The sequence below is a fragment of the Microbacterium sp. DMC48 genome (assembly GCF_056313825.1).
On sequence record NZ_JBQUZN010000008.1, the window covers coordinates 1 to 16,253 of the forward strand.

Consider the following 16,253-nt stretch of genomic DNA (forward strand, 5'->3'; position numbering starts at 1 on the left):
CCTGTAACACCCAAAACAGCCGCAACCGCGACCCCAAACCGAAACCTCACAAACAACCCTCCACACACAACGAACACGAACACGAACACGAACACGCGCACGAACACGAACACGCGCACGAACACGAACACGCGCACGAACACGAACACGCGCACGAACACGCGCACCATAGACCCGCGTATCGTCACCTAGGCGTGATGTCCAGCGGCGCATCCCCCTAAATGTGGGTGCGGTGACAGATGGGACATCGATTGCGGAGCGACGCCCGTTTGGAAGGTCAGGCGCCGACGAATCGCTTGTCACGGAAGTGGGTGCCTGAGGGTCCGTGACCGGGTTAAGTCTTCAATGAGCCCCTCTCCCCGTGTGTGCAGACATCGGCACACCAAATCACTTGACGTGCTTTCAGTTTGGGAAGGGGATTTGGTAAGGCGTACTGGAAGATGGGTGGTCTGTCTATGGGTGACTCATAGATCTGGTCGCGAGAGGGGGTGCGCAGCGAGGCTTTTGGTCGAATGCCAAACTCGCCCGCCAGGTACATTTTTGGGTTGGTAGCTCAGCTGGCTAGAGCAGCGAACTCATAATCCGTCGGTCGCGGGTTCAAGTCCTGCCCACACCTGCGCTGAATGAGAAATTCAGCTCTCGGGCCCTAAGTCCCGGCAGTCGTTCTTGTAGTGGAGACTGCCGGTTTCTCGCCCGGGCGGTTCCGTATGACAGCTCAGTCGGCGATGAAATCGCCAGCTGGCGTGGGTAAAGCTCTCCCGGGGCTTAGCCACGATGGGCTGGCGCTACGCGGGCTTTGCTCGGTTGAGCTCCTAACGGCGACGACGTCGTCGTTGGGTGCCGCTATTCCGAACGAAGGTTCCGGTGAGGAACTCTGGTTACACACGCGGTCAACGTCGGCGCGACAGTCGAATCTCTGCTCGTCGTTGCTGATGCTCTCGGGCGTTGAGGGTTCCTCGTTCACCGAGCACTCTTCCGAAACCGAGGCTTGGGACACTGCTTGCTCTCCGGAGGCGTTTGGTCTCTCCACCCGTCCAGCCGCGAGGATACTTTTTGCGGCGTTACAGTCCCGGTCGTGTCGGGCGCCGCAGGTGGTGCACGTCCAGGCTCTCAGCCCGAGCTGTGCTTGTCCGGTGGGGTTATGGGTATGTGGAGGTTCGACAGGCTTAGCTCATGAACTCGCTGCTCGGACAACGTCGTTGCGGAGTTCCCTCCGCGAGAGCTTGCCCACAGCCGCGTCTTGCAACACCTACTTTTCGACACCGGTGAGCCAACTGCCACCTATTAGTGGGCCTGCCGAGTACGTGTGGCGCGGACGCGCGTGTCGCATTGTGTGAGATCCGTTCCTAGGAGTCTTTGTGTCTTCAGTTAAGAGTGGGAAGAGCGCCGTCGTCGCACGTTTTTCGGGCCGGTCTGGACTGGTGTGGCGGGTGAGTGGCGTGGCCGCTTCGCTGGCTGTAGTGGCTGGCGTTGCTGTTCCTGTTGGCGTGGCGGTGGTGGCGCATGCTTCCGCGGTTTCGGCGTATCAGGTTGCGGTTGCGGACGCGTCGGCTGGTAGTGATCGGATGATGCGGGTGGTGGCGGGTTTGGCGGAGGCGCAGCAGGATGGTGCGGATGAGGCCGATGCGGTGCAGGCGATCCTTGATCAGCTGGATGCTGATTTGGTTGCTGACCCGGCGGTGCGAGATTCGGCAGCTTCGGCCGTTACACAGTTGCGTGTAGCGACGACGTTCGCGATGCCTGTGGTTGCAGGAGTTGGGGAGTGGGCTTCGTTGGAGGGTTGGGCGTCGACGAGTGAGCTGAACGCGGCGGCTATGTCCGCTTCTTCTTATGCGGCCAGGGTTGCGGCGATTTTTGACGAGGGTGTGGAGGTTCGGGCGATGCTTGATGCGAGCCTTGAAGCCGTCCGGGCCACCGTTGATGCGCTGGCTTCCTCCGCTGCCGAAAAAGGGGCAGCGCTGTTGTTCGAGCATGCTGGTGAGGGGGAGCAGCAGGCGTTGACGGCAGTTGTGGTCGCGTTGGAGGAGCTCCCGAAGGGTGCAGACCGACCTACTACGGCAGGCACGGCCGCGTTGCTCATCAACTATGTGGCTGCGGTCTATGCGGCGAGGGCTGCGCATGAGGCTGCGGTCGCCCGTGAGCGGGAACACGCTGGTGAGGTTCGCGCTGGCAGAGTAAAGGTGGAGTGAGACCAGCCTCGTCGGGTAGTTCGCTGCGCAGCAGAACTCTTCGGCTCGTTAGGTGACCTGGCTCCGTGGAGCGCAGATCAGATTTGTCACGCCGTTATGAGCGTCGACAGCGCTTCGGTGCCCGTTTGTCGAACAGCGGCGTGAACGGCTTTCTGCATCGTCGTGTCCGCGCATGTTTCGTAGGAGAAACCTGGGCTCCGTGGCGGGCCGGGCGCCGTTCTCTTCTGAGAATGAGGAGGGCGATCCGGGCGCGCTTTTTCGATGTAGATAGTTGTCCGTCTGCAGAGCTCGATCCCGTGGTTCTTAGCTTTGAGACGATATTGTGACGCTAACCGCTTCCGGTCATCCCATGCCTAGGCACGGGATCCGGGCCCCGCGACGTGCAGGTGCCCGACATGCAGGGCCCGGATCCCGAAGATGGACAGCCTTGTGGGCCTATCGACGGAAAGCCTTGTGGGCGCGTCGCTGACTCTTTCCGTATTTGCAGCAGGTGTTCGGGCCGCAGAGCGCCGATCAGTGCGCCCTGACTAGCCACTAGACGTGTGACAACAGCAGCAGGCTTGTGCGGAGCGGAAGCCTTCACTCCGCACCGCGGCCCGAACCCGACGACTATACGGCCTTCACCCTGCAGTAGGTATCCCGCAAGCACGCGGAGTTCACCTAAGTGGTCGCTGTCTCTTGCTTCTACCTCGGTTCACTCAGGACGGGTACCTAATGCGGCGGTGGAGCATACGGCAGGACGGGAGACGCGGATTGGCTGGCCCTGTTAGTGATGCCTGATTGAAGGAGTGCTTATTTTGTTTCGGAGGAAGACTGGTCAGTGGGCGTCCGCCGTGGTGGCGACTGTCGTTGTGTGCGGATTGCCGACGTCCGCGTACGCAACAGGATTGAGCATCGGTGTCGACAGCGATATCAATGTCTCATCCAGCCTGTTCGAGGCTTTGAAAGGAGATCATCAGGTCTCCCACGATCAGGAAGGGGATGCGGACGGTGATGCGGGCGAGGGGCTGGCTGCCGCGCCTTCGAGTGAGATTTCGTTGACTCCGAATGGTCTTGGGGGTTCTGGTCAGTTGCCGACGGGGTACTCGAAGATCACTTTCTCGTTGGCCGATGGGGATTGGGTGGGGGAGATTGCGTTGCCCGCCAAGGCGAATCACAACGATGTCATCGTCATTCGCTCGAAGGCCACGTGGGACGCGTCGATTCGCGCTGAGGATCTTCTTTACGCTTCGACTGCGACGATCAAAGCCGGTGATGAATACACCCTGCGCTATATTTCCAGCGAGGAAGCGGATATTCATGCGTGGGCCGTCGCGGGGGCGCCTTTGCGTGTTGTTGCCGCGTCGGCGGCGGAGCTTCCGAAGCCCACTTCACCTCGAACGCAAGTTGTCGTTGTCCCTGAGAACCTTCCCGTTCTCAGGCTTCCCGCACAGCCCGGCGACCGAGACCGCATGACGGTTCAGTCCGTTTTCCTCGGCGAGACACGAATCGATCCCGTGAACGTGGAAAGCTCAGGACCCCTCGTGGTCAGCCCCGGCGGTAAGTATGAGTTCATGTATGTGCGGGAGAAGGAAAAGTGGGTTGTGATCTCCGCGCCGGAGCGTCACTACCGCCCGAGTGACTTCGATGCGGGCGTGATGCCAAATCTCACCGTCCCGCGAACCGTGATCGCCGTGGAGGATAGGGATCTGAAGCATCCGTTGTTCTTGCCCGCGGGTCAGCCCAGCGGCAGCCGTGTCGTGATTAAGTCCACGGCCACGTCACCCCTTTACGTCAACACCGGTGAGCTCGTCGTTCTCGTTGAACCGGGTGAGGACGTGACCTTCCTTACCGACGAGAAGGGGCGATGGGAACGGGAGACCATCACCATCGACCTGCTCATGTTCTACAGCACCACAGCTGCGGGAAAGTTCGGCGAACAAGCAATGCGCGACCGACTCACCGAAAGCTTCGCCCGCACCAACCAAGCCCTCGAAAACTCAGGAGCCACCTTCCGCTACCGCTCAGTCGGCATCGAACCACTCCAGCCCAACAAGAATTGGACCACCATCGGCGAAGCGCTCTCGGGGCTGCGCTCCTATGCTCCCGCGCAGGAGCGACGTAACAAGCTCTCAGCAGACCTCATCTATTACATCGGAACCGAATCCGGATGCGGAGTTGCCTGGCTGGGCGCCAGCGACTTCAACTCAGTCGCTACCGGCTCCACGAACTGCGGCAACAATGTGATGCGCCACGAACTCGGCCACCTGCTGGATCTACTTCACGCGAACGAGACAGCGAACATCAACCGCGGCTACGGGCTGATAAAGACTGTCATGGGCGGCAACGACATCCCTTACTACTCCACCCCGCACCGCTACATGTCCGACACCGGCCTCCCCATGGGAATCCCCGACCGCATCGACGGCGTCAAAGCCATGAACGCCTACGCCCCAAAAGTCGCAGCATTCCGCTGACCATCGCCTGCCTGCCGCGCCAGCCTTGATGCGCGCGAGATAGGCCGGAAAACCGGAGCGGGGCTCTTGGACGCGCTCGTGATGATCTCAGCGTCCAAGAGCCCCGCTCCATTCCGCCATGCTCCACCCGGGCGGGCCGCCCTAATCGCCTTGACCACCGGCGGCTGGTGAGCAAAGCCCCAGGGGACCTGGCGGATGAGCCCGGCTTGCAGAGGTTGTGACCCTGTCACCTCATCGCGGGGCCAGCGCCGAGCTCGACGACCCGATCGGTGCAACCATCGCGGCGTCGTTCGGCCAATGTCCGCGTGATCAATGGCCTAAACCGCCGGATGGCTGTGTCCGCGCTGCCGGGTCTCTGGAGATTCTGGTTAAAGCAGCGGACCATAATCCGTAGGGCGCAGGTTCAAGTCCTTCCCGCCCTCGAGCAGCCTGCCATGTGGGTCGAACCCGATGCGCAGCTGGCTGGCGGGGTTCTCATCATCGAGCGTCGCAGTGAACAGAGGATACGTCGCGGCGTAGATCACGTCTGCCTCGAGGCTTCCGTGTTTGAGCGCTCCGCTACGGACCTTCATGCCGCGTGAGACCAGGCCGCGAGTGCAGCCCGGATCGCGGTCGACCGGTCCATATGCTCACGCTCGGCACGTTCCATCAGGGCAGCAAGCTCAGCTTCGGTCAGCCGTACCGAGACGGTCGGTGCGGCGACGTCGTTGCGGGCGGGTCGACCGCCGGCGCGACGGCGCAGTTCCTCGACGTCGTAACCGGCTTCAGCTTCCGCAACCCACTCATTGACCTGAGCTTCGGAGATCTCCTTGCCCCGCATCGTCCTACCCATACCAGTATCGTAACACGAAACAGATATTGAGGCGGCGACGGGGCTGCCGCCCTCCGCGCTGCGGTTGCCTTCGGGGTTATGCGGCGAGTTCGGTGTTGCGGAGGTGTTGGAGGAGTCCTTGGGTGATGTATGTCCAGGCGGTGGGGTGGTCTGCGGTTCCGTCGGGGTGGGTGGGGTAGGTGGGCCAGGCTTCTGGTCCTCCGTGGGTGTCGGTGAGTTGGAAGATGAGGGTTTGGGCGGGGCCGGTTCGTTCGCGTCCGCGTCGGCCGGCTTTGCGTGTGAGGTGGTTTTGCCACCAGGCCCATTGCTCCCGTTCGTTGGCGTGGCGGACCCGTCGTCGCCTCAGAATCCCCTCGACGCCGAGCTTGCGTGCTGCCCAGTCTCGGAGGTCGTGGGCGGTGCGCCGCCATGAACGGCCGGATGCGACAGCGAGACGAACCTCGCGCAGCCGTTGAATGGCACGACTGACCCTGTGTTGCGGAACGCCGGCTGTCCATGCCAGCTCGGCTGTCTCCCTCGGGGTGGGGGAGAGGGCTTCGTACACGCGGCGTGCTGTTGGTCCGAGGGCTGTGCGGGTAAACACGTCGTGTCTTCCGGCGTCGAGCCGTCTTTCGAGCTCCGCGAGGAGAGCGGATCTGACGTCGAAGAGGTGACCGGGGGGGCGGGCGGTCACGTCGTGAAGTGGCCCGTCTTGTCCGGTGAGTGTGGAAAACCGGTCTGTGACCCTCCAAAGCGCGGCGTCGAGTCCCTGCGACTCGCGAGTGCGGAGGATGAGGCCGGCGTCTTGGAGGCGGCGCAGGGAGCGGTCGACGGTGGTGGATGCCATGCCGGTGGTGTCCGCGATCGTGCGGAGGGAGGCGGCGGTGTCGCGGGCACCGGAGCGCAGCGCGAGCCAGGCGAGGGCGGTGAGGACGCGGGCGTCGTGGAGGGCGGGTTCGGTGGTGCCCCAGCGGCCGGGGGAGACGCGGAATGCGCGGAGGAGGCCTTCGGCCATGTCGACGATGCCGGCGAGCTCGGTGAGGTCTTTGTCTGTGCGGTCCTGTGGGGCGTAGCGGTAGAGGCTGGCGCGGCTCAGTGCCTTCTCCCACTGCCGGTCAAGGCGTGCGGCGGCTTCTTGCGGCTTGCGGGGCTCACGACGGCCGGTGGAGGGGTTGCGGCGGGTGCGGTAATGCTCCATCCCCGGCGCGGTGCGGGCGGCGTGCTCGACATCCTGACGGGTCCAGCCGGCGACGGCCGCGGCGAGGAGGCACAGGTATCCGGTGCGTGACGGGTCGGCTCCGCCGCCGATGGTGGCCATATGCGCAGCACCCCAGGACGGCAAGTCACGGTGCACCTGATGCGTGGGGGAGACGGGGCCCGTCACAGCCTGGGTGGTCGCGTCGACGGCGGGACGCAGCTGCTGCAACGCTGCAATGAGCCGGTCGAGGTCGGCGGTGCTGATGGTGGGCGTAGCCAGAGAGGCTGCGTCGCCCTCCATAACCGCTGAAGCGCCACCCTTCGCGTGGGGCGCGCCGGGGGGCCGCACCGCGCCAGTGCGGTCATTGCAAAGCAGACCATGGTCCAGCGAAGGCAGCACCGCTCTAGCGGCGGCGGCGAGGCGGACCATGACGGTCTTGTCGACACCATCAACGGCGAGGAAGACATGGAATCCGCCCGTGGGGGATGAGCGGCACACGACGTGGGGGAGGTTCTGCGCGCGGAGGGTGCGGATGAGCACGCCGAGATCTTCCGCGGCCTGCTCGAAGTCTTCGGTGCGCTTGGCGTCCAGGTCGAAAACGGCCATCCAGAACCGGCCGTGCTCGTCGGTGAGATCGATCGTCCATGGCGTCGACGGGAAGAACGGGCTCGAGGAGGGGTACTTCCGCGGGTACGAGTTCGAGCGGACAACACCGTCCGCCTCCGCGATCATCACATTCACGTAACGCCGACGGACCAGCGCGCGCGTCAACGCCCACGCCTCCGAGACGTCCGCGACCGTCCCCACAGAGCCCGACACCGGGTCCCGTGGCAAATATAGGGGCAAATCGCGCACGAAACGCGCGTCTGTGCTATGGCCTACAGCCGTGTTTTCGGGTACGATCGAGTCACCACCCTCCAGTGGAACTTTTTAGGTACAACGAAGGTCCGGGTCTTTCCCGGTTCTTCTGAACAGATCCGCTTCTGTCGCCAAACTTTCAGCGGATCAGACTTGACACTTTTCACCCCTCGCCGTCAGGCGGGGGGTGAAGTCGTTTATGCCACCTTGCCGATATCCAGCACTCCATCCTTGAGGGGGCGGGCCGGCAGCCAGACCGGTCGCCCGTAGGCGTCGAGCTGCAGGTTGACCACCATGACGTCGAATAGCTCCGACGGGGACATCTCCAGTGAGGCTGCAAGAGCGTCCCATCGCTCTTTGTTGACCCGCTCTGCTTCGTATCCGAGCATTACGGGGTCGTTGAGCGTCCCTCGGGGACGCCGGAATACGCGTCTGGTGGTCTCGGTCATGGGGTCATTTAACCCTGAGCTTGGGGTTAACTCACGACGCGACACACCAAGATTCAAGAGAAGGTGGAGGGTTGAGCGAAGGGGGGACCCCATCAGACGGAAGGCTCTTCACCTTCGTCGTCGAGCTTGAGGAGGCGCCCCAGCCTCTGGTACTGCTCGGCGAGCTGTTGCCTCTGTGCGAGGTACCGCGTGCGCATCCCGCGCCGAAGTGCGTATGGCACCGACGGAGCGGGGTCGGCCTCCAGTGCCCCCAGAGCGACGAGGGCTGCCACATGGTTCTTCACAGTCCCAAGTGCCAGCTCAGTCCCGTCGGCGATCTCTCGAACGGTGGAGTGGGGATGCTCCACGATGTACCCCAGTACGGCGACGCGAGCAGCGTTCGCTCCGAGAACGTTAATGGCGCGCTCCACATCGGGCGGCAGTAACCGCTCTGCGTACCAGGGCATAGCTAGTCATTCTCGCAGGGGTCCTCTCTCTCGACATCCCGTAGCGCACTAAGTAGTGCTACTCAATACATGCGACCACCGCCGATGGAGGGCACGCAGGCTGCGGAGACCGGCCCGACTCGAACAAAGGTCGGCCGGCCGGTGCATCTCGGGCAATAAATCGGCCCGTGTCGCATCTCTCAATGGAGGAAAGCCCCAACCGCGAGATGTGAGATGGCCCGAGGATGAGCGAGACCGAAGAGAGTCGCGTGAACGCCGACGCTTTCACAAGTGTCGGGCTATTTAGCCATTCCGTACGATGGAAGCATGGGCATTCGCGGCATGGGTGAAGCATCGGAGTGGGCCCGCGCCTTCGCGAGCGCTGCGGCAGCGTTGCGGGTAGAGAAGGGCCTGACCATTCAGGAGCTTGCGTCGCGGATCGGGAAAGACCCGAGCTACGTCTCCGGGCGGCTCAACTTCAACGCGCCATTCAACGTGAACGACTGGGAGTTGCTGGCTTCGGCGCTTGAGGTGCACCCGCTTGAGCTCGCCCGGCGAGCCGCCCAGATGCAGCCACACAGCGATGATTTCGAGCCGATGGCCGATCTGGATCGGTCCGAGCTGTCCCGCCGTCTGAAGCTGCTTGAGAAGACGCCGAGGTCCACAGGCGAGCCGTTCTATGGCGCGGTGCTCGCGAGCCTCGCGGCAGAACGGGCAATCGCCTTCACCGAGGACGACTGGATCCGACTGCGAGATGGATCGGGGGATGGGAGGGTTCCGCTCCGAGTCCTTGAGCTCGTAGCGGAGTACAGCGGTGTCGACCTCGGGTACCTTGCGGATCTTTCCAACAGCGACGTTGCAGATGCCGCTGAGGCGCAGCTTGAGCTGCGTGATGCCATTCGCGCCGTGGGCGGCGACGGGGTGCTCGCTCGCTCGGTCGGAGACGTGAGCCCTGCGGGTCTGCGGGCGATCGCCGCGTCGCTTCGCGCCGCCGGTAGCGATGGGAAGGACGTCGGCTGATGTCCGTTTTGTCGGTCAGTCCCGCGGACCTGCAGCGCCGGGTGGCGGAAGCTGTCTCCCGACTTGGTCTGTCACGGGGCGCGACGTTGTCAACACTTCTTGAGCTCGTGGCCAGCACGTGTGGGCGAACGATTGAGATCAGCCCTGTGGGTACCAAGGAGTGGGAGACGGTCACAGGCCTAGTCCTGCTGTCGGAGGGAAAGGCACAGGTCCTGGTTCGCAAGTCCGACCCGCGCTGGTATCAGTTCCACAGTGTTCTTCACGAACTGTCGCACCTCGTGCTCGAGCACACCGGCTGCTCTTCGCTTCCTTCCGGTCGGCGGACTGGGGTTACGCCGCGCGCGGGTCAGACGATGCTCGCTCGCAGTGTGGCGATGAACGAGTTCGAGCGGGACGTGGATTTCCTCGACGAAGAGGCGGTGCGTGAAGCGGAAGCGGAGAAACTCTCCCAAGTGATCGCTGAGCTGATGCTAGGCCCTAAGTACCGCGAGGATGAAGCGGTGCTGAGCTGATGAAGTTGGCGGCGTTCCTGGCGCTGGCGGCGCTCGGAATCTACCGTCTGCCCGCGCTTCGACGTGGCGGGGCGGGAACGATGAGCGAGCTGGCGTTGCTGGCGGGCGCGGGCGCGCTCTTCATGGGCGGGTCGGCGGTGCCTCTCGAGACGGTTGACTCGTGGTTCGGGGGCACGAACGTGGTGAACCTTCTCCAGAACGTGCTGGCCACGCTGGCGATCTGGTTTATGACGGTGACGGCGCGCATCATGGCGACGGGGGAGTGGCCCTCCAGGCGTGCCGTCTACGAGCTTGGCCTGGTGCTGATCGCCTTCATCATCCCCTTCGCGTTGATGGACCGTGGCCCGACGAGTGGGACCTTCATCCGATCGACGGCGCAGAACGGATGGTTGTGGCTGTATGCGTCGATCTACATGACGTACGTTGCCTACTTGATGGGTTGGATGATTCTGGCGCTGGGGAAGCGTCGCGCCCGACCGTACGTGGTGGTCCGTGTGGGTGCATTTCTCATGGGCACAGCGAGTGTCGTCGAAGTTGTGTACCTGACAGCGCGCGTCCTCGGCGCGCGGCCGGAGTGGTTAGGGGACCTGTTCGTTCCGCTGTTCTACGGGGGCATTCTGCTGATCGCTGGCGGTCTCGCCTGGTTTCCCGCCGCACGGCAGGTACGTGTGCTGTCGCTGCGGATCGCGGCGGCTCTGCTGCGGCGTGCGGCGGCAGCACATCCGGGTGCGGCGAGTGAGTCAACCCCGGCATGGCGCGCTACCGCTCATGACACCTATCGGCTGGCTGTTCAGATTGCGGATCTCGGCAACGCGGTCGAACTGACGCGCTCGGAACGGCTTGTGCTGCGATTCGCAACCTTCCTGCTGAACTTGCAGGTACCTGCGCCTCGGATCATGACGATGTCGGCATCGCCCAGGGCTGCCGGATGATCGCGGTGATTGTGGCGGCCACGGTGCTGTTGGGGTGCGCGGCGGTAGCTATAGCCGTGGGCGTCGTCCTGGCCAAGAAGGTGGTCAAGGCCACACCCAGTAGACGGACACTGCCAGTCACGTTCAGTAGCGGCCTCGTCACCCTTCCGGCCGACCACAAGACGGTCGCTCGCGGTGAATACCTGCTTCGGCTGGAGGACGACTTCTCCCTGCCGCCCGTGAGGGTCGGCGATGTTGTAGAGGTTCGCGATGGGCAGGTGGTTCGGCGCGTGCAAGGGCCCGCAGCGGAGCGCCGAGGCACCGGCAGAGGCTCCTGGATCGCTCATAAGTACGCAGGCCCGGATGAGATCGGGCCCTTCGAAGTGGTGCACTTCCCTGTCGCAGACGGTGAGCTACGCGAAGCGTGGCTGTTCAAGGGTGATCCAACGCGGTGGGTCATACATGTGCAGGGCATCCGAACCTCCCGAAACGTGACTCTCCGCACGGTCGCGATCGCCTCGGAAACCGGCGCCACATCGCTCACGATCACCTACCGTGGCGCGGGAGACGGGCCGCCAGCGAGAGCCGCGACTCTCGGCGCAGAGGAGTGGCGGGAGCTGCGCGACGCCGTCCTCTTCGCGCGAGAGCATGGCGCGAAGCGCATCACTGTGGCGGCCTGGTCGATGGGCGCTGCGCTCGCACTCGAGCTGCTGCGGCGCAGCCCTAAGGCGGTCGACGATTTGATCTTGATCTGTCCTGTGTCCAGCTGGCCTGCCACGATCCAGCATGGAGCCGAGCAAGCGCGTCTTCCTCGGTGGACGGGCGTCCTCGCCGGCCTCACGCTGCGGTCTCGCGCTGGCGCGAGACTATTGGGCCTACCTTCGCCGGTTGACGTTCGCGCGTTGGACTGGACCGGCCCCTCATCGATTCCCGTACCCACGCTGATCATCCACTCCCAGGGTGACGAGGTGGCGCCCTGGAGCAGCTCAGTGAAGCTTGCGGCCGCCAACCCCTGGACGACAACCCTGGTGGAAACAACGGCGTCTCCCCACGGCTTCGAGCTGACCGTGCCCGACACTGTGGCTCAGTCAGAAGTATACGAATGGTTAATTAACCCTCGTTGAACTTGCCGCATGGCTAATTAACACGTAGTGTTGCCCTCGTATCGAGTGAATGGGGGCATTCGCGTGGATCACAGCATCTGTGAATCAAGGCTCGTCTCAGACGACGCTGCACATCGCGCTCTAGGCGCGCGCGCGTCCTTTGTCTCGGGCGGTGGCGTCCTGCCCCCTGACGCCCCCCCTACGCCTCTGGCGTTGCAACCCCGGTCGTCCGTAGCGCCCATGGGCGGTATCGCCCATGGGCGGTATGGCGACGGGAGCCCGAGTTCGCACCTCGAGCTCCCGTCTTGTCCCAGAAAAAAGACACAGGAAGTGAACTCATGCATTCATCTGGAACCAACACCAGCGTAGGGAGCGGGAGGCCCCCCGTCACGCGGGGTGAGCTGCACAAGAGGTGGCGGCGCATGTCGCGGCGTGTGAAGCGGAGCGTCGCTGCGGTTGCGGTGGCGGGCGTCGCGGTCACCGGTTTCGCGGTGGCGGCGCCGGCTATGGCGACGTCGGAGGGTGCGGGCCTGACGCTGTATGGCGACTTTGGCGCGTGGGGCTTCCGTGGCGCGCAGATTCAGGACGGCAGCGCGGTCTACTGCCTCGATTGGACGTACGACGCTCCCATCGGGTCGAGCCCGACGAGTGTGTACCGGGCGATGAGCCTGGGCGCGAACGGCTCGGGAAATCAGCACGCCGTTGGTGGGACTGAGCTGGGGCGCATGAACTACATCTCCAGCACGTGGGGTGGCACGGGCGACGTTGTGACCGCGGCTGCGGTCGATACCGCTGTGGCGTCGTACCTGCAGAACGGCGGCGTGGACGGCATGGCCAAGTACGTATCCCAGTCCGGTGAGGGTCCCGCGGTGCTTGCCGCGGCGCGTTCCATGGTCGACCAGGCCAACAGCATCACGATCGGAGGCTCGACGACGCCCGGCTCCGGCTTCCTCTTCTTCGCCGTGGATCACAACAACAACTTCAAGGGCACTGTTCGGATGCAGGGGACCGCGGGGTCGACGGGTGACATCACCCTGACGAACGGGTTCTTCGACGACAACGGCAACGGCGTTCAGGATGCTGGCGAGTCGAACGTGAAGTCGAACGCGCAGGCGAACACCGACTACAGCGTGTACGGGCTGCCGCCGGAGGGTGCGACGACGTACAAGATCTCCGGCACGGGCAACTGGTCGACCGGTGGCGGCACGGTGTGGCCGGCTGAGGTCGACATTCTGGAGTTCGGTGGCGGGATGCAGCGCATGGTGCGGCCGATCGGGCCGGTGCAGGTGCAGTCCAACTTCCAGGTGTCGGGCATGGACCCGAACACCCGCTCGGTGGTGTTCGCTCCGGTGCTGTCGACGACGGCGACGACGTTCGTTCAGGCGGGTCAGCCGTTCACCGATCAGCTGGTGTTCTCCACGGCCTCGGTCGACGGGCTCAACAACCCGTGGTTCCGTTCGGCTACGACCGGCAACTACGTGCCGGTGAAGGCCACGGGCGTGGTGTACGGGCCGTTCCAGTCGCTGCCAGAGGAGTCGGACACGGTTCCGGCTGGTGCGCCGGTTGCGGGTGAGGCGACGATCACGACCTCGCTGACGGACGGCCCCACCGTCCCGTACAGCGCAACGACGAACACGACAGCGGCGACGAGCGGCTTCTACACGTGGGTGTGGAACATCAAGGCGACCTATCAGGCCGCGGGTTCGCAGCGCGTGATCGTCAGCGGCTGGGCGTGGCAGGACCGGTTCGCTCAGCGTGTGGAGTCGTCGATTGTTCCGATGAACATCACGGGCGTGACCCAGGTGAAGTCGGACGAGGTGCCGCTCAGTGGTGTCGCGCAGGATACGGCCACGATCAATTCGGGCGGCTACTGGCTGCAGGAGAACGGGGCGAACGTCCCGGTGAAAATCACCTGGAAGGCGTATCACGACACGAGCGAGGAGAAGCCGGCGCGTGTGCCGGCGACGGCGATCCCGTCGACGGCGACCCTGCTGGGCACGTACTCGACGCAGGTGACGAACGTCGGCAACATCACCACGCCGGCCTCTCTCGCTGACGGCGGCATTCAGGCCCCGGATGCCAAGGGCGGATGGATCGTGTGGGTGCTGAGCATCGACGACCAGGATCAGCCACGTCCGGGCTACGTCCGCCCGTTCACCGACGACTACGGCGTCCCTTCGGAGATTCAGAAGATCGCCCTGCCCGAGGTTGCGACCAAGGCGCAGCCCGGCGTGAAGCCTGGTCAGACCATCACCGACACTGCAACGGTCACCGGCACGCTGCCGGCGGACGGTGCGGACCTGCACTTCGAGCTGTACAAGGCGACGAAGAACGAGGCGGGGGAGTGGGTCTGCGAGGCGGGCAACCTCCTGTGGACGTCACAGTCGCAGCATGTCGAGACGACCGGTGACTACGTGTCGCCGGCTGCTCCCAGCCAGGTCGAAGGCCAGTACCACTGGGTCGAGGTGCTGAGCTCCACGAAGGGCAACGAGATCCACCGTGGCCTGTGCGGCCTGCCGAACGAGACCACGTTCGTCGTCGACGTGACCACCAAGGCCAAGACCGACAGCGGCAACGCTTCGGCCAAGCCGGGTGAGGCGATCTTCGACACCGCGCTGCTGAACGGGCAGGTGCCCGAGAAGGGCACGCTGACGTTCGAGGCGTACCGCGTGTTCGACGGCGCGAAGGTCTGCACCGACCAGACCCGCATCTGGACCTCGGACCCGATCACCCTCGATGGCGGTCTGGTCAAGGACCTGCAGATCGACTCCGCGAAGTTCACCCCGGCGCTGAGCTCGAAGGCCAGCACCGTCTACTTCGTCGAGACGAGCCGTGACGCCACGGGCCGGATCGTCGCGCAAGGCGAGTGCGGGGAGCCGTCCGAGACGATCCCCGTCGACGCGGCGCAGCTTGCGGTGACCGGTGGCGACGCGGATGCGTCGTCGTGGGTCCTCTTCGGAGGTCTCGGGGCGCTCGGCTTCGGAGCGATCGCGGTCCTTGGGGCCGCAGCGGTCCGTCGCCGCCGTCATGAGGCCACGGCCCAGCAGTAACCCCCGGTAGGCGCTGCTCTGCTACCCCCTTGCGGTGGTGGTGTCGCCGGTTCCCTAAGACCCCGCGGGGGCTTCCCCAGAGCCCCCGCGGGGCACCCACAGAAACAACGAGACGGACGAGGATCATGACAGAGAACAACTCTCCCGAGCAGGCCCCCGAGGCGGAGACTGCTGAGCAGTCCGCCCCGGCGACGAGCCGCCGGCAGATGCCATGGTGGGCGTGGGCCGGCATCGCCGCCGTGGCGATCGCAGCGGCGATCGCTATCCCGTTGTCCGTCACCGCCGCAGAGCACACCGCGGCTCTTGACGCGTACCGTCAGTCGACGTCGACCACGGCCGAGGCGGCGGACACCGCGACGAAGACCGCTGCGGAGCTCGCGGCGAAGAGCAAAGCCGCCGTGGCGGAGGCCGACGCCCTGCAGGCGATCGTCGACCAGACACCCGCCGATCTGGTCGCGGACCCCGCGACGCGTGACGCGGCGGCCGCGGCGATCGCACAGCTGCGCACCTCCGCGACGACGCCAGCGATCGACGTTCCCGCGATCGCTGAATGGGGTGCTCTGCAGGAGTCGGCGGCAACCGATGACCTCAACAACGCGGCGACCACCGCCGCCTCTTACACGTCCACGACAGCGAGCCTGGTCAGCCAGGCCGGCACCGCACAGGCGACGATCAGTGACGATCTCACCTCCGCGCAGACCGCGATCGACAACCTCGTGGCCTCGGCCGCGGCGAAGGGCGCAACACTCGTCTACGACCGCGCTGGTGACGGTGAGAAGCAGGCCCTCGCGGCCGCCGTTGCCGCGCTGCAGGCGCGCAAGGCTGGCGCGGACCGTCCCAGCACCGCGGACACCGCCGGCCTCGTCGGTGCGTACGTTGCCGCGGTCAACGCGGCCAAGGCATCCCACGATGCCGCGATCGCCGCCGACCAGAACAACACCGGCGGAGGCGACTCTGGCAACACCGGCGGATCTGGCGGCTCCGGCGGGTCGAGTGGCGGAGGGGGCAGCTGGGGCGGCTCGAGCGGCTCGAGCGGCGGTGGTAGCTCCGGGGGATCGAACGGGGGCTCTGGAGGCGGCACCCCAGCGATTCCCCGAGGCCCGATCCTTATGACCGGTAGCGCCTGCCAGGGGTCCGGTGGCTCGGCTTCGGCCAACTGGGGCAGTGCGCTCGTCGCACCAGCGGACTCGACCATCACCAATGTGTGGGAGAACCAGGCCGGTGACGAGTGGGGGATCTCCTACCAGTGCAACGCGATCGACTTCTGAACG

The 16,253-nt window shown here is 64.7% G+C and carries 13 protein-coding genes and 1 tRNA gene; 9 read left to right on the forward strand and 5 right to left on the reverse strand.

Annotation, left to right across the window (positions count from 1 at the left end; translation table 11 throughout):
* Nucleotides 1-542: 542 nt before the first annotated feature.
* Nucleotides 543-617 (forward strand) — tRNA-Ile (locus ACT53O_RS14910).
* 98 nt (nt 618-715) lie between these two features.
* Here ACT53O_RS14910 and ACT53O_RS14915 read toward each other — a convergent pair.
* A complete protein-coding gene (locus ACT53O_RS14915; RefSeq protein ID WP_476153370.1) occupies nt 716-1,114 on the reverse strand; it encodes a hypothetical protein in 399 nt (132 codons plus the stop codon).
* Nucleotides 1,115-1,439: 325 nt separating this feature from the next.
* On the opposite strand from ACT53O_RS14915, the gene ACT53O_RS14920 reads away from it, so the two are divergent.
* Both ACT53O_RS14920 and ACT53O_RS14925 read left to right on the forward strand, forming a co-directional pair.
* Nucleotides 1,440-2,189: a hypothetical protein gene (locus ACT53O_RS14920; RefSeq protein ID WP_476153288.1), complete on the forward strand. Its 750-nt coding sequence runs from the start codon at nt 1,440-1,442 to the stop codon at nt 2,187-2,189.
* A gap of 887 nt (nt 2,190-3,076) precedes the next feature.
* Entirely contained in the window at nt 3,077-4,645 is a 1,569-nt protein-coding gene (locus ACT53O_RS14925; protein WP_476153290.1) for a M12 family metallo-peptidase, read from the forward strand.
* Between the two features lie 568 nt (nt 4,646-5,213).
* Here ACT53O_RS14925 and ACT53O_RS14930 read toward each other — a convergent pair.
* The 4 genes from ACT53O_RS14930 to ACT53O_RS14945 all read right to left on the reverse strand — a co-directional run bounded on the left by ACT53O_RS14930 (nt 5,214) and on the right by ACT53O_RS14945 (nt 8,407).
* Nucleotides 5,214-5,477, reverse strand: coding sequence for a ribbon-helix-helix protein, CopG family (locus ACT53O_RS14930; RefSeq protein WP_476153292.1), 264 nt, complete (start codon nt 5,475-5,477; stop codon nt 5,214-5,216).
* Nucleotides 5,478-5,553: 76 nt separating this feature from the next.
* Nucleotides 5,554-7,473 (reverse strand): helix-turn-helix domain-containing protein, encoded by a 1,920-nt coding sequence (locus ACT53O_RS14935; protein ID WP_476153294.1) that lies wholly within the window; start codon nt 7,471-7,473, stop codon nt 5,554-5,556.
* Between the two features lie 236 nt (nt 7,474-7,709).
* Nucleotides 7,710-7,961, reverse strand: coding sequence for a hypothetical protein (locus ACT53O_RS14940; RefSeq protein ID WP_476153296.1), 252 nt, complete (start codon nt 7,959-7,961; stop codon nt 7,710-7,712).
* A gap of 92 nt (nt 7,962-8,053) precedes the next feature.
* A complete protein-coding gene (locus ACT53O_RS14945) occupies nt 8,054-8,407 on the reverse strand; it encodes a helix-turn-helix domain-containing protein (protein ID WP_476153298.1) in 354 nt (117 codons plus the stop codon).
* Nucleotides 8,408-8,713: 306 nt separating this feature from the next.
* On the opposite strand from ACT53O_RS14945, the gene ACT53O_RS14950 reads away from it, so the two are divergent.
* The 6 genes from ACT53O_RS14950 to ACT53O_RS14975 all read left to right on the forward strand — a co-directional run bounded on the left by ACT53O_RS14950 (nt 8,714) and on the right by ACT53O_RS14975 (nt 16,250).
* Nucleotides 8,714-9,406, forward strand: coding sequence for a helix-turn-helix domain-containing protein (locus ACT53O_RS14950; RefSeq protein WP_476153300.1), 693 nt, complete (start codon nt 8,714-8,716; stop codon nt 9,404-9,406).
* Between the two features lie 146 nt (nt 9,407-9,552).
* Nucleotides 9,553-9,918 carry a hypothetical protein gene (locus ACT53O_RS14955; protein WP_476153302.1) on the forward strand — a complete coding sequence of 122 codons (366 nt, stop codon included), beginning with the start codon at nt 9,553-9,555 and terminating at the stop codon, nt 9,916-9,918.
* Nucleotides 9,918-10,850, forward strand: coding sequence for a hypothetical protein (locus tag ACT53O_RS14960; RefSeq protein ID WP_476153304.1), 933 nt, complete (start codon nt 9,918-9,920; stop codon nt 10,848-10,850). The genes ACT53O_RS14955 and ACT53O_RS14960 overlap by 1 nt, the downstream gene beginning before the upstream one ends.
* A complete protein-coding gene (locus ACT53O_RS14965) occupies nt 10,847-11,953 on the forward strand; it encodes an alpha/beta hydrolase family protein (RefSeq protein WP_476153306.1) in 1,107 nt (368 codons plus the stop codon). The genes ACT53O_RS14960 and ACT53O_RS14965 overlap by 4 nt, the downstream gene beginning before the upstream one ends.
* A gap of 401 nt (nt 11,954-12,354) precedes the next feature.
* A complete protein-coding gene (locus tag ACT53O_RS14970; protein ID WP_476153308.1) occupies nt 12,355-14,982 on the forward strand; it encodes a hypothetical protein in 2,628 nt (875 codons plus the stop codon).
* A gap of 125 nt (nt 14,983-15,107) precedes the next feature.
* Nucleotides 15,108-16,250: a hypothetical protein gene (locus tag ACT53O_RS14975; RefSeq protein WP_476153310.1), complete on the forward strand. Its 1,143-nt coding sequence runs from the start codon at nt 15,108-15,110 to the stop codon at nt 16,248-16,250.
* Nucleotides 16,251-16,253 lie beyond the last annotated feature (3 nt).